Raw genomic sequence first — 20,819 nt, forward strand, 5'->3', positions numbered from 1 at the left:
TTATTCCAGCTCAAGTTGATGGATCTGAATTCAGTTTTTCAATGATTATTTCTGCAGCCTTTTCTCCAGAGAGAAGCATTCCACCGAAGGTTGGTCCCATCCTTGGTTTTCCGTAGGTTGTTGCTACTGCCATTCCTGTGACAAATACTCCAGGGTAAACTTCGCTGGTGTTTTCAACAACTGCATCTTCGGATTTTTCAACCCACATAGGTTCGAAACCTTCAGTTTTAACGAGTCCACGCTGTTCCAGTGATTTTACAACCACTGCATCGTGTCCTGTTGCATCGATGACTATTTTGGATTCAATTGCAACAGGGTCAACACAGGTTATTGCCCTTGGAAGTGCTGAGACCGGTGTCCAGTTTATGACCACACCTGCAACTTTATCTTCCCTTACAACAACATCATCAAACTTGGTCATGTTTATAACCTTTGCACCTGCATCCATTGCTGCTGCTATGAGTTTTGAACATGCGTGTGGTCCGTCAGCAACGTAAAGTCCGTCCTGAACTTTTTTGTAGGGTGCTCCTACTTCATCGAGGATCCTCTGGCCTGGTTCTCTGACAGTTAACTTGTTCATGAGGTATCCGCCAATCCAGAAGCCTCCACCGAGGTAGTTGTTGCTCTCCACGATGAGGGTTTTAACACCGTTTTCTGCAAGTCTTTTTGCGGCTATAAGTCCGCTTGGACCGGCTCCTATTATTATTACATCGCTTTCTATGTAGTCCAGGAATTCTTCTGCAAATCCAGATACAATTGCCTTTGTCACATCTTTTTCAGATACCTTCGAGAATATCTCCATCTTTTGATCCTCCTAAATAATATATTTTTTTGAGTTTAATGATGTTGAAGGATGTTCCATGTTTTTACATGGACTTTTTGAGTGGTGTTGCTGATTTTTTAGGTACCTTTAAAAATTCATCACTGGATATGAAATCAGGTTCTGAAATCAATCATCCAGTTCTAAATCCAGTCTTTTAAGGGTGGAGAATACTTCTTCAAGTTCTGTGTCCATACAGATTTTTTCCTGGGTTTCAAGGACTGTTTCAAGGACTGCATTTGTTTCAGGGTGTTTTGGGGCTGCTGAACATCCGCTGTCAGGAAGTATGGATATGTCGTAGGTTCCTATCTTCTTGCCAATCTCGGATATTTCAAGCTTGTCCAACCCGATCAAGGGACTTAATATGGGCATTGAAGTTGAATGCCTTGTTGCAAGTATGTTTGGAAGCGTCTGAGATGCCACCTGCCCTACACTGCTCCCTTCAATGATTGCAAATGCTTTTTCACGTTCTGCAAGTTTTTCTGCAATTTGGTACATTCCACTCTTACAGAGGACACATGTCATCCTTGAAGGAGCTTCTTCCTCACATTTCTGGAGGAAACCTCCATAGTTTACCTGGTAAAGTCTTAAATCAGATCCTGCAGCATATTCCTTGAGTTTCTTATAGATCTTGATGATCTTCTCATTGGAACCTGATGTGTAGGGACAGTTGTTGAAGTTGAGTATTGTAAGGTCACATCCTCTCTTCATCATGAGAAATGATGCTACTGGAGAGTCTATTCCTCCAGATACCAGTGAAACCATTCTTCCCTGAGTACCCAGTGGTAATCCACCAATTCCCTGGATCTTCTCATGGAATATGTATGTTCTTTCATCTCTGACCTCTATGTTGAGTTTGAAATCAGGATTTGAGAGATTTACAGGCGCACCTGTTAATTCAACAATAACTGAACCGCAGAATCCTGCCATTTCTCTGCTTGAGAATTCATGAGTTCCAACACGTCTACATTTCACTGCAAATGAGTTTTCAGGTGAAAATTCATTCTTATCAATCAGATCTTTGATATACTCTTCAACTGTTTTCCTGATGGCATCATGGTCAGTCACAGTTTCCACTGTTGGACTGAATGAAACTACTCCACATATTTTTTTAAGGGATTCTACAGCACTTTCGGGATCTTCAGGGAAGAGGAATATTCTGCCCTGATTTAAAACTATTTTACCATCAACAACACTTTTAATATTTGATATAAGTTTTCTTTCAAATCTTTTCCTTACTTTAGGACTTTTTACTCCTATTTCACCGTATCTAATAATTATTGGCTTGTTTTTTTCCATTATTTAGTCCCCTTCTAATCAATAAGAATTATACTAAAATTATACTGCAGTACATTAAGATCGTGATTCAATTTAAACACCAAGGGATATCCTCGGTATTGAAATCCTTTTTAAGAACTTCCAGCATAAACCTTTTTGAAGTTTCATTGAAATATTGTTTTTTTGAAGTTCAAACTCCCTGGATAACCTTAATACTTTTTATTTGTCCTTACTTGTTAATATTTCCTTTTCAAGGATATGATTGAATCTTTTTTTTGTTACAAACTTTTTGTTACAAACCTTATAAAAATGGATTGTTTCCCCTTTTCAAGGGGATTTTGGCCATTAGATAAGTTCCAACTGCAGTTTAATTCCACTTATTTTTCCTATTTCAAGGGATTTGGTCGGTGCAAGGAATAACATCCAACAAACATTAATTAACAATTGTTATATAACTATCGTTACATATAAATGTTTTGCTTAGATGTTTTCCCCTTTAAAAGAGGAAAGGAGTTATTTTAAGGTCTCTGAAAATCTTTAAATTTTAAAATTTTTCAGTAAAATTTTCTCAGAAGATTTAACCATGGTTATATAACAATCGTTATATTTTGTTCTATAAAAGAGTTGCGGTTGCAGATCAAAAAAAGGAGAAAATTCCAGATTTCAAGGATCCAATCCATCTTTTTTCAAGTGTTTCAAATAAAAAAAAAGTGGAGTAATATCTATTTCCTTGCCCTTGCAACCTTCCTTGCAATAACAAGTTCACCTATGGCTATGAGTCCCACAAAGAACTTTTCAAGACCACCAGTTGCCCATATTGCTTCTCCAAAGGTTGAATTTTTAATACGCTCCTCGTAGTCCTTGGCCTTGATCCTTTCACCTGTTTCTCTTTTGGTTACAAGTGCAGCTGCTTCCATGAGCTCATCCCAGCTTACACCCTTCAATTCACTTTCCATTGCCTCAAATATTTTGTAGACCTTGATTTCGTAGAGGTGGGAGAGTGTTTTAAGTATGTTGTAGGATCTTATGATACCAACAACAACCCCCTCATCGTTGAGAACTGGTATGCTAACAACCTTGTATTTTGAGGCCTTTAAAACTGCAACTCTTGCAGGATCATACTCCTTGACACAAATTGTTTCTTCTGGAGGATACATAACCTCTTTAACACTTTTTTTACCCTCTCTAAGAGCCCGCATAACGTCAAGTGAGGTTATCCAACCTATAAGTTTCATCTCACTGTCTAGAACTGGGCTTGTGAATTTTCTGTACTTCTCCATTCTAATTGATACATCTGTAATCTTTTCTTCAGGTGAAACATATACAAATTCATCATCCATCATTTCTCTGGCTTTCATTAGACAACCTCTCAAATTTTAATGCTCCAACAGGACATTTTTTAGAACAAACCTCACATGATATGCATTTATCTTTAGATAGAACCACTTCATCATCCTCGAGTTTTATTGCATCCACTGGACAGTTCTCTTCACACACACCGCATGCAACACAGAGGTCATCATCCACAAGAAGTTCTTTCTGTTTAATAACAGGCCCTAATTTTCTTTCAAGTTCTACTGCACTTTCTGGACAGACATTTGCACATGCACCACATCCAACACAAGCATCATCGTCTATAATGGCTGTTTCACCTTCAGGAACTGTTATTGCATTGGTTGGACAGAATTTAGCACATGTACCGCAGGAGTTACATTTACCTTCATCCACTGAAATGTTTTCCATGCATAGGGTTCTGTGTGGAACCTCAACATCATGTAAGTTGTAGGTAACATCATCTTCAACAGTGGATGTGCCCTCGATTACATGCACAGCTTTTACAGGACATGTTTGGGCGCAAATTTCACATTTAACACAGTTTTCAAGTATTTTTGCAGGTCTGGTTGATTCTGCATCAGCTATGGCATCAACAGGACACTCCTCAGCACAGAGGTTGCACCTTACACATTCTGGGGATATGGTTATGAACTTCTGTTTGAGGGAACATTCCTCAATTTCAGGTTTGAAGTCCTCAACATGCTCCATATCCATTGATTTGGAAACAACCTCCCCCTCAAGAGCATCCTTCTTCTTTTTAAATGTTATATCCATAATCACACCTTTAAATTTTAGTCAACAAGTTAATATACGTGATCTTCAATGTTATTCCCATTAACTCATTAGATGCCTTATTTAACTCCTTTTACTATTTAATATTCTATATAATATTCCTTCCTATTAAAAGTTAAGAACACCACTACTATTACTTTTCTTGCTCTGTTTTCTGATATTAATATGAAGGTATATCATAATTTCTATTTAATGATAACCTCACAAGCAAAATTAGAAAAAATAGATCAAATATTCAATTATTAATTGACCTTGAGATTCAGGCCCACCCAACTTTGGGTATATACAAATATACTGTATATACAGTCCCCAAGATACCCTTGATTACTTACTTAATTTTTTTATTATTTTTTTATCAAAACATTTTTTTTATGTAATTTAAATATCATAACAATGGTTGAATTGATTTATAAGATTGGAGTTTTAGGGCATGATTAACGTAAAAGTCATTAAAAAAGTTGAAAAAAACAAAAACATTATTACAGAAACCTCTTTCTCAGATCCTGCAGATATTATCTTAACTTATCCCACACCTGAAATGAACTTTATGACCTACTGGAATGAATATGATGAAATATTTAAGAATATACAAAATGGAATAATCATATTTAAGCCTATAAATAATGGAGAAAATTTTATAGTAAAATATTGTAATCCATCCATCATATCATCCATACCACGTAATAGAGAAAAAATCATAGGAAAAAAAATCACAGAATTATTCCCTAAAATAAATGAAACAGGTATTCTAAAAAGTATAAAAGAAGTAAATAAAACCAGTAAACCCTGCAATTGTGATATAATCATAAATGAAGATAACAAACTAAGACACTGGTCCGAAAACCACATCTCCAAACTAAGCTCAGACAATATCCTCCTTGTTCACAACCGAATCACAGAACTAAAAAAATACAAAGAACTCTACTTAAATACAATTAATAATTCTGAGCATGCTATAGCAATATTCCAAAAAAACCACATCAAACTAATAAACAATAAATTCTCCCAGATAACAGGTTACTCCCCAGAAGAAATCTACAACATGACCCCAAAAGATATAAATAAAATTTTCTCAAAAAACCCGACAAATAATATAAAATGTCTAAATGAACTAATCACAGGTAAAGATATATTTAAACAAAAAGAATTCATCTTTACCCACAAAAATGGAGAAAAACGTTGGGTGAACTGCCATTCCATCCGAACAAAACATAACAACCAACCTGCTGTTCAAATAACATTAATAGACATAACAGAACGTGTAAAAACACAAAAAGAACTAAAAAAAGCTTTAGCTGAAAAAGAGTTATTAATGCGTGAAATGAACCACAGAATCAAAAACAACCTGCAACTAATCATAAGTTTACTTAGTTTACAATCCAATTATGAAACAAGTTCTGATCCTCAGGAAATTTTAAGAAAAGCTCAAAGCAGAATCAAATCCATGGCATTAACACATGAAAAAATCTACAAATCATCAGATCTAAAACATATCAATATTAAAAGGGCTTTCACCAAATTTACAGAAGAAATATTCAATATTTATAATGTAAACAAAACAATTACACTAAATATGGATGTAGAGGATTTAGAAATAGAAACAGACACTATAACACCATTACTATTAATTATCAACGAACTACTAACCAACACCATAAAATACGCATTCCCCCACAACGAAAAAGGCACCATAAACCTAACCCTCAAAAGCCAAGAAAACAACCTAATATTAACCTACTTTGACAACGGAATAGGAATACCCGAAACAATAGACATACACAACTCAAAAACATTAGGCTTAACCTTAATCAATAGTTTAACCTCACAAATCAATGGAACCCTACAACTAACAAAAAACCCAAAAACAACCTACACCATCACATTCAAAGAACAAAAATACAAAAAAAGAACCTAAACCTACGCCCACCGTCTGGGCAGTTTTATCCACAGGGTACTGAGGTAAAATTATGGCAACTGTTCCAAAAACAGATGAAACCATGATAAAATGTACTTGCAGCACCTGGTCCCACCTACAATGAATGCATGCAAAACAGAAAAACTAGGAGTATTCTGCTCTGTAGGTGACGAAATAAGATGCTTCGAAAAACAACAAGGATGAAAATGCCAAGACTGCACAATTTCCTCAGACTACAACTTCTCAACAATATACCGCTGCAAAGATGGATCCCCACAAATAAAAAAAAAAAGAACTTTTCCTCCCTTTTTTTCTTTAACTTTTAAAAACTTTTCTAACAAAAAATTATTAAATCTTTGATTTTAAATCTATTAATGGACATTTAATAATTATAAAATTGATTATAAGCTGATTTCTTCAAGTCTTGATGAATCTGGAAGTCCCTCCGTTGCACCTTTCATCTGTACGGAGCAGGCCGCAACGAAGTTACCAATCTGGGCAGATTTCTGGATGCCCTCACCCCTGATGAATCCATAGATAAATCCTGCGTTGAATGCATCTCCAGCTCCTGTTGTATCAACACATCTAACCTTTAGTGCATCTATAAAATGGGAGGATCTGCCGTCTGTAACGTATGCACCTTTATCTCCACGTTTCACCACAACAACCTTTATTCCATAGTCAAGGAGTTTTTTACTTCCCTCTTCACATGTAAAATGGGATGTTTCATTGTTTTTTAAAAGATGCTTCAACTCCACCTCGTTTATTAGGAGTATATCAGTTTTTAGGAGAAATTTTTCAAGAAAATCCAGACCCCTCTCTATGTACAGCATTCCAGGATCAAAGCTCACAACTACACCTTCAGGAATTTGATTTAAAATCTTCTTTTGAGACTCAGTGGATTGTTTGGAGGTATTTGAGACAAAGGAGGTTAGGTGAAGTACACCTGCACCAGGGATGTAATCACCTTGAATTTCATGGGATTCTATCAGGTCGTTTACCCCTGGATCAACGTAGAGTGCCCTTTGACCCTCCTCATCAACGAATCCTGATACTGAACCGCTTCTACCTTCTGGAGCCAGTATCACCCCATCTGTGTTGACATCCTCATTTTGCAGGTTCTGAAGCAGGATTTCTCCTTCACGGTCCCCTGCTACTTTACCTATGAATCCTGCTTTCAGGCCAAGCCTTGAAAGCCCGACAATTGTGTTGGCTGCTGAACCTCCACAGGATTCTGTTAAACCTGTTATGTACGCTTCTTCATCCATGCCCGCTATTTTATTCACTCTGTAGAGCTTGTCAAGGTTAAGGGCTCCAAATCCTACAACATCAAGATTCATTCAAACAGCTCTTTAAGTTGTATGTTGTAATCTCCCAGTTTTCCCTGATAGTTTCCTGCAGAGACTTTTAAAACATCATCAAAGTTCATTACAGCTTCAATACCCACTTTCATAGCTTCAAACACTGATCCCATGTTCAAACCATTTATCACGATCTCTGGAATGTAACCCACACCTCCAGGGACCATTGACTCTTCTTGAAGTGTTTTTTTAAGGGATGGACAGTATGGATGGTTGGTTGTTGGTCCTATCCAGGGATAATTCGTTTCAGGTTTTGAGGCTGCAGAACAAATATCAAATGGAGCTATAACTCCTTCAACTTCTTCTATGGCTTTGAGTGCGGCTCTTCCAGCTTCAAGCACGGCCTCCTTGCTACTGCACATGTACCAGAAGTTGGCACCCATAACACCATTCATGTAACCTAATTCCCTTTCTATCTTGAAATCCGGTATTGCAATTGGCACCACTATCATATCTCTTCCGTAGAGGTTTTCCTCCCATTCATAGCCGTCACCGCAGTGTCCGACCTGTTTCATGGTGCCGATTTTACCTGCAGGATCCACAGATGCATCGAAAAGGCTTGTGAATGGTTTTACCAGTATGTCCTGCCTTATCCTGTAGGACAGTTCCACTTCGAACTTTTGGATGTTGTTACTGTTGTACCAGAACTGGAGTATGGCACCTTTTCTGCCGTCAGGAGTTTTTGAACCATCTATAAATGATTCCACACCCCCCTCAACCCTTCCAATAACTGTTCCAGGTGTTGATGTGGCATCGTATGCTGCTCTTTTAAGTGTTTCTTCATCATCTGCTGTTACAATGACCCTTGAGCATATGCCCTTAAATGCTTCGCAGTAGGTGTCTTCAAGTTTAGATTCTATCTTAGATTTCATGCTCATCCTTACATCTTCCATTTTATTTTACTAATCCACTTACCTTAGGGGAGTATTTTTGGATTTTATCCCAACCCTCCAATGGCTTTGCCCCTCACTTCCTTACGGAATTTGGTGCTTTCATCTATTAATCTGTCCATGTTGTCACAGTTTACAACTTCAACCTGGGGTAGTTTATTATTTAAAACTTTTTCTGCAAGTTTTGGGTTGATAAAACCACTTTCAAGTGCAGTTTCCGGGTCTTTATAGTATGAAACCACAAAATCCAGTACAGTGTCCGTACCGTACCTGTTGAATACATCTGCAAGTACAGATGTTATTGCAGTGTTATCAGCTATTACTGCTATTTCTGCTTCGGGTAGGGCATATTCATTCCCGTTGAATGATACTGAAATTCCACCATTTGTATTTGCAAATCTCAAAGGCTGAACATCGGTTATGCTGTCTCCAATGTAGAATAGATCCGAAGCCTTCAAATTGAATCTGCGGATTATGTCCTGAATTGCCTCTTTTTTACCTTCACCACCAACAGGATGAACAGATTCCATTATTCCACCAATTTCCATTGAGGGAATATTTTTCCAGAATATTTTATCAAGTACTTCAAACTCGGGGTTTTCAACTATGGTTCTTCTAAATTCCCTGAGTTTTTCTGCTTCATCTGGATCTACGTTGAATCTGTCCATGTCGAGTTTCGTGGAGTAGGTGTTTTCATATGGAAAACCTGTTCTTCTGCAGAGGGCTTCGATGTACTGCTCGTAACTGGTGCTGACTATGAATGAGGGCATTGTGGAACTCACGAATTTGAGTGTTTCAACCGCACCCTTAAGCAGCATAACATTTTCAGCTGAAAAATCTATTATGGTCTGATTATCCGCCCCATATGCCTTTAAAAATGGGGTTATTAATTTTAATGTTCCCCCTGCATTGTATCCATCTCTCTTTACAACATCAACAAGGACGTCATCGTATCTGCTGATTATTTCAAAAAATTTTTCTCCATCTTCTATGAAGTGACCTGAAAGTTCAAATGCATTGTCATTTGTTGATATTGGTCCTTCACAGTCGGAAACAAAGAACTTTTTCCCCAAAATTTATCCTCCCATTCATCGTAACACAGGTAGTTGTTAAAAAAAAATTGAATTCCATTTCATGTGGATCCATTTAACCAATGGTAATATTTTCTAAATTTAAGATATTATAGTTTTGTGTGGCCTGCTGATTCCTGCAGAAAAAAGTTATCTTTCCAATTCTAATTTAATGGCATTTACAGGACATATTGATTCACATTCACCACATAAAATACATTTATCATTATCAACCTTTATTTTATCATTTTCAAGGCTTAATGCATCCACAGGACATTTCCTAACACAAACTCCACATGCCTGGCAGGAGTTATCATCTGGAATAACTGAGCCACTGCGTGGGCCTGTAAGCCTGTTTCTGACGAAGAGTATTTTATCATCATCCACCTGGAAAAGTTCTTCCTGCAGATCTATGGCATCAAATTTACAGCTTTCAACACATTTTCCACAGAAAACACATTCTGGACTTATATGCACTGGTGATGGCATTTCAAGTTCTATGCACTTAACTGGACATTCATCTATACAGGCACCGCAGCCTATGCAGTTCTCATCAACAACCTTTATCTCCCTTTTAGGGTTTACTGCGTTGATAATATCCTGGATATCAGTTATCTCCAATCCTGAATCAACCATTTCTTCTATCTGGGCTTTAATGGTTTCAGTTACATCTTCTTTGAACTCTTTTTCCTCATGACTGAAACTGGCATCACGTGCAACTCTGTTTAGGATGCTGTTTACTCTGACTGAATCCTTTGAGAGTTTGCCTGTTTCTTTTTCAAGAAGTTCAGAGATTATTTCCATGGTCTTGATCTTGCTGAATGTTTGATAGGCCCTCTTTCTTGAGGAGTACCTTATGGCTGAGGATGGGCAGACATTCATACACTCCTCACATCTGGCACAGTAAGCCGGATTTATGTAGGGCAGTTTGCTGACCTCTCCAACGTTAATGGCTCCCTTGGATGGGCAGACCCTTGTACATGTCATGCAGCCTATGCAGTTTTTCTGGTTCACAACAATGGCCTTTCCACCAACAACGGATCTTGGAAGTATTTCACCGTACTTGATTGCCTCTGTTGGACAGACACGTGAACAGTAGCCACATCTAACACATTTATCTTCATCTATTACACTGTGGGCTTCCTCCCCTCCAGAGGCCACAAGTTGAATGGCTCCTGTTCTGCAGGCCTGAACACATGCTCCACATCTCCTGCAGAGTTTGGGATTTATGTTGGGAATGTTTTCCCTTATAGGCTCTGAGAGTGTTGTCTGCATCTTTATTGCATCGTAGGGACATGCTTCTCTGCAGAGTACACAGCCCACACATTTATCATCGAGTTCTATATGGTTGTCTGGGGGTATTTCATGGAGGGCATCCGCTGGACATGATTGAAGGCATGGCCTCTCTGTGCATTTCTCACATTTGGAGTTGTCCACCTCATACTCCACCTCTATTTCCCTGAGGGGTTTGTAGGATTTTTTATTATTTTTAGAAGTTTTAGCAGTTGTTGACATTTGTTATCAACTCCTTATTGGTAACTGTGAAGCTTTCAAGGTTATATGGATGACATCCTTTTCATCAAGTTCTGGGGAGGTTTTATCCAGGAGGAACCTTGCAACGTAGTAACCTGCAACACCAAAGGGACATGTCTGATGACATATGCTGCACCTTAAACATTTATCAGGATTTCTCTGGACTCCTTTCTCTTTATCGTAGGTTATTGCACCTGATGGGCATTCATCAACACACAACCTGCAGTTGGTACATTTTTCCCCATCCCATGTTATGATCCTGAGTTTTAATCTGTCTGTTATCTTTTCAATGAGATCCAATATGAGTTCATCATTTGGAATTATTTCACGGGCCTCTTCCATGAGCTTTTCTATGGACATGTCCATCTTGAAAAGACTCTTAGGGTCATCGTAAAGTTTTAGTTCTTTGATGGTTTCCTGTTGAGATTCTATTGTGGATTCAAGGGTGTTAACAATTAATCGTATTACTGCCTTTTGTTCCTCAACATTGGCTATGTATATTCCCTTTATTGCACCCTTTACAGGGCATGTCTTCAGACAATCTCCACATGCTATGCACTTGGTCTGGTCTATGGATATCTTGTTGTCATCTTTAACTATGGCACCCTCAACCTTACAGGCATCCATACATTTTTTACAGCGGATGCAAAGGTAATCATCAATAACGAACATTTTATCCACGGGAAGGATGGTGAATTCTTCCCTTATGAGGTGATTCTCACCGCAGGTTAGGGTTTTAGGATCCGTTGGACATACTTCGGCACAAAACCCACACCTTATACAGCCCCTGTTGTTTATAACAGGATAGGTAGCACCTTCTTCTTCAGCACTGTCCTCATCCCTGACGAGTTTTATTGCCATTGGCGCTGGACATGCTGCTGTGCATGCACCACAAGCTATACAATATTCTTTATGAACTTCAGGGAAGTTTCGAAACCTTGACGGTACTTCCATTATCTCTGGATCCGTTTTGGCTGCTGCAAAGTTTTCAGCCCAGGACTTTCTTGCAAATTCGTATAGATACCATATTACTGAGGACATGTTTAAACCATCTTTTTTTATTTTATGAGTTGACTAAATTTTATATGAGTTGAGTAACAGTTGATTAAATTCAGCTGGATTTCCTTAAATATGAATAAATATTGATCTTCAATTTGATTTCAAATTTGTTAATTATTTTTTAAATTAAATCCCAGAAACTTGGGCCATTCCATCAAATTTCACTTCATGTACTTGACGTTGTGAGCTCCATGGAACTCCTGGTTTTTCCCAGATTCATCAAGGATAACAACCCTTTCTGCACATGCTACACATGGATCACTAGATGTGTAGGTTGCAACTGCATCTGCAACTGTTGGAATGTTGGGTAACATGTACTTTGCACAGGAGTCTATGTTCATTATGCTTGGTGTTCGTATTGAAATGTGTTTTATGAGGTTTCCATTGGTCTCCACCATGTAAGAAACTTCACCACGTGGTGCTTCATTTCTCCACTCTGTGTATCCTGCAGATATATCTATCTTCTTACGGACATCACCCCGGGGCAGATCTTCTATAACCTGTTTTATGAGTGCTATTGATTCTGTTACTTCATCAAATCTGTTCATGGTACGTGCGAAGTTGTCTCCCTCCTTTCTCCAAACCGTGTGGAAGTCAAGGTAGTCCTGGTAGGTTGGATGGTCCTCCCTGCAGTCATGCTTCAGGCCTGATGCCCTTCCTATTGGCCCAACTGCACGGCCCTTTATTGCCTCTTCCTTGGTCATTATTCCAACACCCTTGGATCTTAAACCGAGTAGTGGTCCGTGTTCAAACATCTCAACGTATCTATCGAAGTCCTTCTCAAGGTTCTCGATGATCTGGAGTACTGGGTCTAGGTGGGATTGTTTAACATCCATTCTAACTCCACCCACAACGTTCCAGCCCATGTTAACCCTGTTACCTGTGAGTAACTCTATTGCATCCATAATGGGTTCTCTGAGTGCCAGCATGTTCATGAAGAGTGTTTCATGTTCAAGGGCTTTGAAGAAGGTTGAATTTGCAATGAGGTGGCTCTGGATTCTGTCGAGTTCGTTTGTCAGGACTCTGAGGTACTGTGCTCTTGGTGTGACCCTTTCGCCTGCAATTTTTTCAAAGCTTTCTGCAAAGGTCTGGGTGTGTATGTAGGAGCATATTCCACATACCCTTTCAGAGAGGAATATTCCCTTCTGCCAGGTTTTTCCCTCCATTATTCTTTCTATACCCCTGTGAACGTAACCATAATCTACCTCTGCACTTAAAACCTTTTCTCCCCTTGTTTTAAGTTTTAATCTTAGTGGTTCTTTAAAAGCTGGATGTATTGGTCCTAATGGAATTATCATCTTTTCTGCCTCCCTCTGGCTGCTATTGCATCTGGGCCAACTGCCAGTATTGCTGCGAGAATTTCTGATGGTCTTGGTGGGCATCCTGGAATCTCTGCATCCACTGGTATGAAGTCAGATACTGGTGCGTATATACTACAGCCTTCCTGATTAAAAACATCCCCTGAAAGTGGGCAGTTTCCTATTGCAACCACTATTTTTGGTTCTGGTGCCTTGGCATATATTCTCTGAAGTTTATCCTTCCACTGCTCTGAAACTGCACCTGTAACCAGTATGACATCTGCTTCCCTGGGGTTTTGATGTACGTAGATACCGTACTGTTCAAGATCGTAGCGTGGTGACATGAGGGCAACAACTTCTATGTCACAGCCGTTGCATCCCCCTGTGTTTATGAGACAGACATGAATTGAACCGCTTCTTACAATGTCTTTAAGTGACTTTACCATTTCCTTACCTCATCAAAAATTCTAATAATTCATTTCTACCTTTATTTATGGCTTCATCATAATTTTTTCCGTCATAAACTACTTCAGAAGTTATTTTAATTTCTATTTCATCTGTTTCCTCTTCTGTGAGGATTTCCATAACATCTGTAAGCCAGCACAATCTGAGATCCGAGTGCACCTTCTCCCGGGTGCAGTTGAACTTGGCAGATTCAAATCTGGCGTGTAGTGCTTCCAGACTTGACATGTCCAGGTGTTTCATGAGGATCTCCTCGAACTGTTCTGGTGGTATTTTAAGTTCCTCTGCCATTGGAATAACAACATCTTCCTGCCACTTGTAACTGCGTATTATCCTCTCTTTCATGACCCTCAAGAGTTTATCATCCTTATCCATGAGATCTTCAGATGGGGAGAACTGATCCTGGTTTTTGGAATCATTTTCAGGGTCTTTTATGTGATCGTTCATATTAAAACCGTCCCTAATATCCATATTATGGCTGCAACTGCAAATCCTGAAACTGTTTCATACCTTCCATATCCTGGTCTCATTCCAAGAACCATTGCAATTAAAAAAACACCTATTGTAATGGATACGTAAGATGGAATCACAAATGCCAGGAGCTGGCTGTTCACTGCAAGCACCCAACCAATTATCGCAAGTACCAGAGCCGCAAAATCAATTTTCTGGGCTCCAAATGGTGACTTGTATTTTTTGTAGCTCAATACAAGACCAGCAACTGATCCTATTACAAATGAAGTTACGTAGACAAGATAAATTATTTGATCCATGTTTTATCACCGTTATGCAGGTCTGTAAAGGTATATGAAGGAACATATGAACCCTATAAGAACTATGATCATGGCCCAAGTTTCTGCATTCTCTGAGAAATGGTTTGCATTCTTTTTGTATTGAAGTGCCGTTAATATTAGTATGAGAAACACTGCAACAGTCAGTGGTATGACAACCATCCACTGCAGGAATGCAGCAAGTCCACTGGCAAGTACAGCTCCAGAAACAGCCAGAGCCATGAAAAATATGGTGTCTTTTTCTTGTTCTTCCATTTTGAATTCCCCTTAAAAATCCTGATGAATTCCCTATTTTTAAGTTTTGGTTAATTGGATTTTTGATTGAAGTGACCAATGAAAATTTTTTTTAAATTGGTTGAATTTTATTAAATCTATGTTTCAAATGAATTTTTTTTCGTGAAATATTTTTTTGTGAAATAATATGAAAATATTTTTTTAAAGTTATTTTAAAGTTATTTTAAAGTTATTTTAAAGTTATTTTTTTTTGTTATATGAAATTTTAAAGTACAGGCATGAGTAACAGTGAACCCACAATTCCAAGGAATGCCAGGGACACCTGGAGCATTACTGAATGGTTTGGATTTAGAAGTGGTGTTGTTGCACATATGAATGCTGTTACCGCCGTTAAAATAACCATTCCAACCAGGTAGCCGATCACTCCAAGGGGTCCTATGAAAACTGTCAGGAATATCCATAGGAGCATGTACCATGCTATTGACTCTGATATCATCAGATATCCTCTTAAGAGTCCGAAGTGTTCTGTTTCATACCCTGAAATAATATCCTTTCCCTTGGTTATTGCAAATGGGGAGTAGGGTGCCTTTGAAAGTATCAGCACGAAGAACATCATTGCAACAAGTGGCAAGCTGTAGATTAATGGTCCGTGAATGGATTGGTAACTTACTATTTCACTGATTCCCATGGTACCTGTTTTCAGGTAGATGAGTATTATAACTGCAAATAATGGTACTTCAGCTGCTGCTGAGAAAACTGCTCTGACACAGCTGAGTTTACCGTAGGGTGAACCTGATGAGGATCCTGCATTGTGCTCAACGATCTTGTGAATTGCATATATTGCAAAGATTATGAGGAGTGAACCTCCCATCACAGGACCCACTATGACTGCAGCAATCCATATGAGTGATAACATTGCAGTTATTGCAATGTAAAATGGCATTGCTGCTGTGCGGGGAAATGCAGATTCCTTTATGAAGAATTTTATTGTGTGAAGAAGGTGCTGGATGATGGGTGGTCCCGGTCTCATCTGTATCCTTGCCATTATTTTTCTTTGAAGTCCAAAGAGCAGGCTTCCCACCAGAAATGCGATAAGAACGTTTAACAGGATTTTTGCCATTAATGTATTCATCTGATCACCGATTTGTAAATTTAATTATTGATTCTGTTGATTTTATGTCCATTTAGATCCCCACATCTAGTATCCAATAAATGGCTCCTTTCTTTTAGCTTCTTCCTCTTCCTTACTGCCCTTTGCCATGGCTAAAAGCCCAAAGGACAGTAGTACTGTGGGTATAAATATGAGTGAAATTGCATACACCATCCAGTCAGGTATGTTGAATATCAGGGCGTAAAGTATAGCCCCAACAGAAATTATGAACGTAAGCCAGCTTATTATCCTCAATTGGTCCATTTAATTCACCTGAATTTTTTCATGGTTTTCGAATTATTGATCCTAATACTCGATCTATTTGTTTTATAATCATTTATTATTTCTAATTTTTTTGCCTTCATCTTGGTCTTTAATCTTTATATTTGTCTTAAATCCATTTTAGAAGGGTTTGTTTATGATTAACATTATTTCAATGGCTCTGACAATTACAAGTAGTGAGCTCAAGTGTATTATAAGTAGGAATGGTGAACCTGGGGTTCTGAACATCTCTGCTTTGGTTGCAAAAAAGGGTGCAACTCCACTTTCACCTGCAACCCCAAGGAATACAAGTATTGATCCTAAAAGCATCATTGGTGTTGTTGAGGACATCTGTGCAATTTGAAGTAGGCTTATACTTCCTGTTGAAGCCAGTATTAATGCTGCACCTCCAAAAAGGGGTAATGCTGCCATCATTGCTATAAGTCCATACTGGAATGCTGCGTCCAGTACATCCACCTCTTTTACAGCTGCAACTATACCTATGTTCACGATACCTATGAGGCATATGAACAATGTGAAATCGAATATATCCCCTGTTATCATTGCTCCTGCAGTTGCAAGTCCACAGACAATTGCAAGGAACCTTCTTATCTTGAATTCTGCCCTTCCAACTCTGACTTCCCTGTCCTTGAGGGATCCGAATTCAGCCTCAACCTGGGCTTCGGTTTTGCTGATTGCAATCAGGAATGTGAATGCCAGTGCAGCTGCAAACATGAAAAGGTTGAATGGGGTCATGTAGAGTACAATATCCCCCAGTGGTATGTAACCCAGTAGGTGTGCTCCAAGTATTGATACGTCCATTTTATTTTACTCCTTTTTGAATTCTTCTCTGCCTAAAACACCAATGAGTCCTGCTTTAAATGTGACTTTTATAAATATTCCGAAGGCCGCAAGGAAGAGTGCCAGTAGCCAGTACTGTGGGAACACAAAAAACACCATGAACCCTGCAAGCCACAGGCACCATGCTACACCTGAAGCTCCTGCTATTCCTTCCCACATGCCTGATGGAACTCCTCTGACAGTCTTTGAGAGTACGTAGAATAATATTCCTGCACCTGCAACTGCTCCTCCTGTAAATCCGCTCATAAAGGCTCCCTGTGCAATCAGGATCACTGCAATGAACGCCGGGGCTGTGTCAAGGATTTCCAGGTTCATGTTCATTGGTAAAGGTACGAGTGGAACATATTTTCCCTTTTTCGTTCCATTCTTCCTCATTTCCCTGCTCATTAGAACTTCGGATATTGCAAGGATCTCTGCAAGTTCAACAACCAATCCTGGTAGTATCAGGGATTCTGCAAGGTCAGTTCCAACTGCAGCAACAACAATGAGCATTGCTATTCCCACAAGATCCGTTAGTATTAATATCTGGAGGTCATTTTTCTCGAAAGAAATTCCCAGAAGGCCTATCAAAGCCGCAAGTATACCAACTATTATTGCAGGTGTGTAGAGTGCAACCACAACTGGGGATACAACGTCAGGAACTATCAATCCTCTTCCCTCCTCATTGTGAAGTTGATTGCAACCCATGAAGCTATGGTGAATGCCATCATGAGTATGGTTGACTCAAGCACTGTGTCGAAACCACGGGTGTAGTAAAGTATCTCATCTATAAGTCCACCAGGGGAGGAATAGATAGAGGTACCGTAGTAGAGTGTTGTGCTCTTTACACCTATTGCTATGGGGGACAGGTAAGCTGTTACCTGCCCTATTTCAGGTGAGAACATTGGGTACTGGGCTTTTACAGTTCCCCTCTCCTGAAGAGGACTGCCTCCCCTGTCGTAGGGTGCCAGTGGGTTCTGGGCACTTATCTGTGACTGAGGGGTGGGTTTTGGATACAATTGATGATCGTTGAGTGAAAGTGGTATCACAAATCCTGCAAGAAGTACAATGCTGAGAATGACTGCAAAAACCCTTGGAATACTTTTCGGATTTGCAAGTGAGTTCCACATTTGTCCTAAGCTCTTCAAAGTTCTGCCCCCATTTCTTCAAGCCTTACAACAGCCCTTAAAAGAACCATGGTTATTAAAACTGTTGCTGCAACGTAGGTTAAAAGTGCAATTGTGTCGTTGTAGGTTAAAAATATCATTGAAACACCTACCGCAGGTATTTCCGTGTTGATAACTCTTACTATTGGATCCTTAACCCCGGGACCTATAACTGTAGCTATGCAGCCCAGTATTACAAGGGCACATCCTGTGTAGAACCATATGTAAATATCAAGCAACTGCCCCTTCCTCCTGGGATTTTTTTCTTCTTATATCATTTATCTTTATGATGGCCATAAGCAGGATAACAGTTGAGATTGGATCGAATATTGCAGCAACCATTGCAACATCCAGATATTTGGCAGCTGCAACCATTCCAATGAAACCGCCTTCAAGTACAGCTAACATTATAACCTTATCAATTGGTTTTGGAAGCATTATCATACCTGCAGCTCCTATTAAAGCTACTGCTGCAGATACTGTTGTTAAATTTATGAGATCTAATATTGGATACATCATCTCACCGTTTCTTTTGGGTTTTTGTTATTACACATATATACTGTTTTATTCAATAGGTAATAATTCCTATGGATTTTCAATATGAATCTCAGTACTTTTTGGTTTTAGTATAATCTCCATGAGCAAAGCATATTTTTTTGTTTAATACTCAAAGGAGTCTTTTAATTCCAGCAGATCTTCAATTGGATACAGATAACTATTACAGACTAGAATTTTTAGACAACTTCACCTTAATTTTATTCATTCGCTCCAGTATGATCTTCGTCTTTCACCCTTCCAATTGAGTACGCTATTGCATTTGAGCTTAAAGTAGAGGTTACAAAGAAGGTTATTGCCATTATGGCACCGAATGGTGTTTGAATGTAAAGGGCTATCATTGCAGACATTGCAAAGCCTATTACATTTAAGTAAAGCATTCTTTCAGATCTGTCCCTTGCAAATAGGGTTCTTAAAGCCATCAATACTACTATGATGCCCAGGATCTCCATCAACATTATTATCGTACCTTTTTAGATTTGTTTACAGGATTTGTATGATTTTTATAAAAATTTTTTTTTTAAGTGTCTTGTGTAGTAATGATTCTTATTTTTAAGTTACATGACTCAGGTTAACTTGGTGTGTCTTCCCATTTTCTCTGCGATCTTTCCAATGAGCCTTGAAGCATGTGTGTGGCTGAGTCCCTGAATTGTGATGATTGCAAGTACCATTCCAACAATGAACTCTGCTGGTGTGAGACCTACAAATGATGTTGCAGCTATTATGCATGTTGTTGTAAGGGCGCCTGTTGTACCAGCATATCCCGGGTCTGCACAGAGTCTGTTACCGAAGTATACGAGTGTTGCAGCTATTAATCCCCCTTCTGGGATTCCTATTGCGTAGCATCCAATTGCTGCCAGGAGTGTTCCTGCAGATGCATCAGGTGAACACAGTATGTTTCCCTGGAAGAATCCTCCTGCAAGGTCTCCTCCCCTTGATTGAACATCCCTTCCTATGACTTCTGCACCCTTAACACCAGGAGCTTCAGGAAGTCCCATCCATGTGTCTATGACCACGAAGTTGATCCAGGATATCACTGCTGCAATCAGAATTCCTAATATCTCGTTCAATTTGATTCCTCCACTTTGGGTCTTGGTAGAATTTTTTCAAGAAGGAATTTGGAGAAGAGTGCTGTTAACACTCCAACTATGACCCCTATGATCATTCCGTTGGTTCCTTCATAACCAAGTCCAAATATCATGGCTGTAAAGCCCAATGCAAGTACTGCCGTTGGAAAGATTACACTAATGGTCCATGATTGCCTCATAGGCCTTTCAGGAAGTAAAGGCATTCTTAAAACTAAGCCCACTATTACTGCAGAGAGTATGGCAAGTATGTAACTCATCATTGTATACACAACATTAACATGAATAATCATGATAAAAGGGTACATCAACACAATATATAAATGTTTTTACTTATCACCATGGTTAACTAGAAATATGTTTAATTGTACCAACTATTAAATTTTATTTCAAAAAAAGAATAATTAACGGGGTTAATTAATATTTCAACAGAATAAACCCACAAATAATTAAAAAAATAGGTTTCATAATAAATGTAGAAGTATGGTAAAAATGGATAAAACAAAACCCATTAAAACTCATAAAAATAGCATTTAATTTCTTATTAACCTAAAACAGACGATTAATTGGATTTATGAGAGTTAATTGAAGTTATGAAAAAGATAAGGTAAAGAGTGGGGTAAAGAAGTAAATGTCCCCTGCAAAGATCAACCCGTGGAATGTAGAAGATATTTGGATGAACAATGAAATATAACAATGGGAAAAAAATGAACAATGAACAAAAAATGGAGGATGATTAGGATCTCAATTTAAAAACTCCCCTAATAATTTTAATTGTTTCAATGTAATTTCAATGTAATATTCAACTAGGTACTGAATTCAGTGAAAATGTGAAAGTAAGAAAGTAAGAAAGTAAGAAAGTAAGAAAGTAAGAAAGTAAGAAAGTAAGAAAGTAAGAAAGTAAGAAAGTAAGAAAGTAAGAAAGTA

25 protein-coding genes are annotated in these 20,819 nt (G+C 38.6%); 1 reads left to right on the plus strand and 24 read right to left on the minus strand.

All coding sequences use genetic code 11. The features are described 5' to 3' along the window. Positions 1 to 10: 10 nt before the first annotated feature. From J2756_RS02580 to J2756_RS02595, 4 genes are all read right to left on the minus strand, one after another. Positions 11 to 802, minus strand: a complete 792-nt coding sequence (locus J2756_RS02580; protein WP_209582179.1) for a sulfide-dependent adenosine diphosphate thiazole synthase — start codon at positions 800 to 802, stop codon at positions 11 to 13. Between the two features lie 147 nt (positions 803 to 949). Beyond that, on the minus strand, positions 950 to 2,119 hold the full coding sequence (thiI, locus tag J2756_RS02585) for a tRNA uracil 4-sulfurtransferase ThiI (RefSeq protein ID WP_209582182.1): 1,170 nt from the start codon (positions 2,117 to 2,119) through the stop codon (positions 950 to 952). Between the two features lie 701 nt (positions 2,120 to 2,820). Further along, on the minus strand, positions 2,821 to 3,456 hold the full coding sequence (locus J2756_RS02590) for a CBS domain-containing protein (protein WP_209582185.1): 636 nt from the start codon (positions 3,454 to 3,456) through the stop codon (positions 2,821 to 2,823). Then, positions 3,431 to 4,207, minus strand: a complete 777-nt coding sequence (locus J2756_RS02595) for a 4Fe-4S binding protein (RefSeq protein WP_209582188.1) — start codon at positions 4,205 to 4,207, stop codon at positions 3,431 to 3,433. Before J2756_RS02595 ends, J2756_RS02590 begins: the two co-directional genes overlap by 26 nt. 448 nt (positions 4,208 to 4,655) lie before the next feature. Here J2756_RS02595 and J2756_RS02600 point away from each other — a divergent pair, with 448 nt between their 5' ends. Next, positions 4,656 to 6,140, plus strand: coding sequence for a PAS domain-containing sensor histidine kinase (locus J2756_RS02600; protein WP_209582191.1), 1,485 nt, complete (start codon positions 4,656 to 4,658; stop codon positions 6,138 to 6,140). Positions 6,141 to 6,541: 401 nt separating this feature from the next. Here J2756_RS02600 and J2756_RS02605 read toward each other — a convergent pair whose 3' ends face one another. The 20 genes from J2756_RS02605 to J2756_RS02700 all read right to left on the minus strand — a co-directional run bounded on the left by J2756_RS02605 (position 6,542) and on the right by J2756_RS02700 (position 20,152). Further along, positions 6,542 to 7,480, minus strand: a complete 939-nt coding sequence (locus J2756_RS02605; protein ID WP_209582193.1) for a carbohydrate kinase family protein — start codon at positions 7,478 to 7,480, stop codon at positions 6,542 to 6,544. Continuing rightward, complete coding sequence (locus J2756_RS02610) at positions 7,477 to 8,394, minus strand: formylmethanofuran--tetrahydromethanopterin N-formyltransferase (protein ID WP_209582198.1); 918 nt, start codon at positions 8,392 to 8,394, stop codon at positions 7,477 to 7,479. The genes J2756_RS02605 and J2756_RS02610 overlap by 4 nt, the downstream gene beginning before the upstream one ends. Before the next feature lie 44 nt (positions 8,395 to 8,438). Further along, positions 8,439 to 9,464, minus strand: coding sequence for a hypothetical protein (locus J2756_RS02615; RefSeq protein WP_209582201.1), 1,026 nt, complete (start codon positions 9,462 to 9,464; stop codon positions 8,439 to 8,441). Positions 9,465 to 9,611: 147 nt separating this feature from the next. Then, complete coding sequence (locus J2756_RS02620; protein WP_209582203.1) at positions 9,612 to 10,976, minus strand: 4Fe-4S binding protein; 1,365 nt, start codon at positions 10,974 to 10,976, stop codon at positions 9,612 to 9,614. 6 nt (positions 10,977 to 10,982) lie between these two features. After that, on the minus strand, positions 10,983 to 12,035 hold the full coding sequence (locus J2756_RS02625; protein WP_209582206.1) for a 4Fe-4S binding protein: 1,053 nt from the start codon (positions 12,033 to 12,035) through the stop codon (positions 10,983 to 10,985). A gap of 179 nt (positions 12,036 to 12,214) precedes the next feature. Further along, positions 12,215 to 13,351, minus strand: coding sequence for a hydrogenase large subunit (locus tag J2756_RS02630; protein ID WP_209582208.1), 1,137 nt, complete (start codon positions 13,349 to 13,351; stop codon positions 12,215 to 12,217). Then, positions 13,348 to 13,797: an NADH-quinone oxidoreductase subunit B family protein gene (locus J2756_RS02635; RefSeq protein ID WP_209582210.1), complete on the minus strand. Its 450-nt coding sequence runs from the start codon at positions 13,795 to 13,797 to the stop codon at positions 13,348 to 13,350. The genes J2756_RS02630 and J2756_RS02635 overlap by 4 nt, the downstream gene beginning before the upstream one ends. A gap of 4 nt (positions 13,798 to 13,801) precedes the next feature. Continuing rightward, positions 13,802 to 14,260, minus strand: coding sequence for a DUF1959 family protein (locus J2756_RS02640; RefSeq protein ID WP_245315895.1), 459 nt, complete (start codon positions 14,258 to 14,260; stop codon positions 13,802 to 13,804). Beyond that, the gene (locus J2756_RS02645) at positions 14,257 to 14,583 is read right to left on the minus strand and encodes a DUF2104 domain-containing protein (protein ID WP_209582212.1); all 327 of its coding nucleotides are present in this window, start codon (positions 14,581 to 14,583) and stop codon (positions 14,257 to 14,259) included. Before J2756_RS02645 ends, J2756_RS02640 begins: the two co-directional genes overlap by 4 nt. Before the next feature lie 12 nt (positions 14,584 to 14,595). Continuing rightward, complete coding sequence (locus J2756_RS02650; RefSeq protein ID WP_209582215.1) at positions 14,596 to 14,856, minus strand: hydrogenase; 261 nt, start codon at positions 14,854 to 14,856, stop codon at positions 14,596 to 14,598. 244 nt (positions 14,857 to 15,100) lie between these two features. Next, positions 15,101 to 15,967 (minus strand): respiratory chain complex I subunit 1 family protein, encoded by an 867-nt coding sequence (locus J2756_RS02655; protein WP_209582217.1) that lies wholly within the window; start codon positions 15,965 to 15,967, stop codon positions 15,101 to 15,103. Positions 15,968 to 16,033: 66 nt separating this feature from the next. Next, a complete protein-coding gene (locus J2756_RS02660) occupies positions 16,034 to 16,249 on the minus strand; it encodes a DUF788 domain-containing protein (protein ID WP_209582219.1) in 216 nt (71 codons plus the stop codon). Between the two features lie 138 nt (positions 16,250 to 16,387). Then, entirely contained in the window at positions 16,388 to 17,068 is a 681-nt protein-coding gene (locus tag J2756_RS02665; protein WP_209582220.1) for a hypothetical protein, read from the minus strand. 6 nt (positions 17,069 to 17,074) lie between these two features. Next, complete coding sequence (locus tag J2756_RS02670) at positions 17,075 to 17,755, minus strand: EhaG family protein (RefSeq protein WP_245315897.1); 681 nt, start codon at positions 17,753 to 17,755, stop codon at positions 17,075 to 17,077. Then, positions 17,752 to 18,234 carry an EhaF family protein gene (locus tag J2756_RS02675; RefSeq protein WP_245315899.1) on the minus strand — a complete coding sequence of 161 codons (483 nt, stop codon included), beginning with the start codon at positions 18,232 to 18,234 and terminating at the stop codon, positions 17,752 to 17,754. The genes J2756_RS02670 and J2756_RS02675 overlap by 4 nt, the downstream gene beginning before the upstream one ends. Then, on the minus strand, positions 18,231 to 18,491 hold the full coding sequence (locus J2756_RS02680) for an EhaE family protein (protein ID WP_209582224.1): 261 nt from the start codon (positions 18,489 to 18,491) through the stop codon (positions 18,231 to 18,233). Before J2756_RS02680 ends, J2756_RS02675 begins: the two co-directional genes overlap by 4 nt. After that, on the minus strand, positions 18,484 to 18,768 hold the full coding sequence (locus tag J2756_RS02685) for a DUF2108 domain-containing protein (protein ID WP_209582227.1): 285 nt from the start codon (positions 18,766 to 18,768) through the stop codon (positions 18,484 to 18,486). Before J2756_RS02685 ends, J2756_RS02680 begins: the two co-directional genes overlap by 8 nt. A gap of 239 nt (positions 18,769 to 19,007) precedes the next feature. Next, positions 19,008 to 19,265, minus strand: a complete 258-nt coding sequence (locus J2756_RS02690; protein WP_209582229.1) for a DUF2109 domain-containing protein — start codon at positions 19,263 to 19,265, stop codon at positions 19,008 to 19,010. A gap of 108 nt (positions 19,266 to 19,373) precedes the next feature. Next, on the minus strand, positions 19,374 to 19,877 hold the full coding sequence (locus tag J2756_RS02695; RefSeq protein WP_209582233.1) for a hypothetical protein: 504 nt from the start codon (positions 19,875 to 19,877) through the stop codon (positions 19,374 to 19,376). Further along, positions 19,874 to 20,152 carry an energy-converting hydrogenase A subunit A EhaA gene (locus J2756_RS02700; RefSeq protein WP_245315901.1) on the minus strand — a complete coding sequence of 93 codons (279 nt, stop codon included), beginning with the start codon at positions 20,150 to 20,152 and terminating at the stop codon, positions 19,874 to 19,876. The genes J2756_RS02695 and J2756_RS02700 overlap by 4 nt, the downstream gene beginning before the upstream one ends. Positions 20,153 to 20,819: the final 667 nt, after the last annotated feature.

This window comes from Methanobacterium aggregans, assembly GCF_017874455.1.
Lineage (GTDB): Archaea > Methanobacteriota > Methanobacteria > Methanobacteriales > Methanobacteriaceae > Methanobacterium_C > Methanobacterium_C aggregans.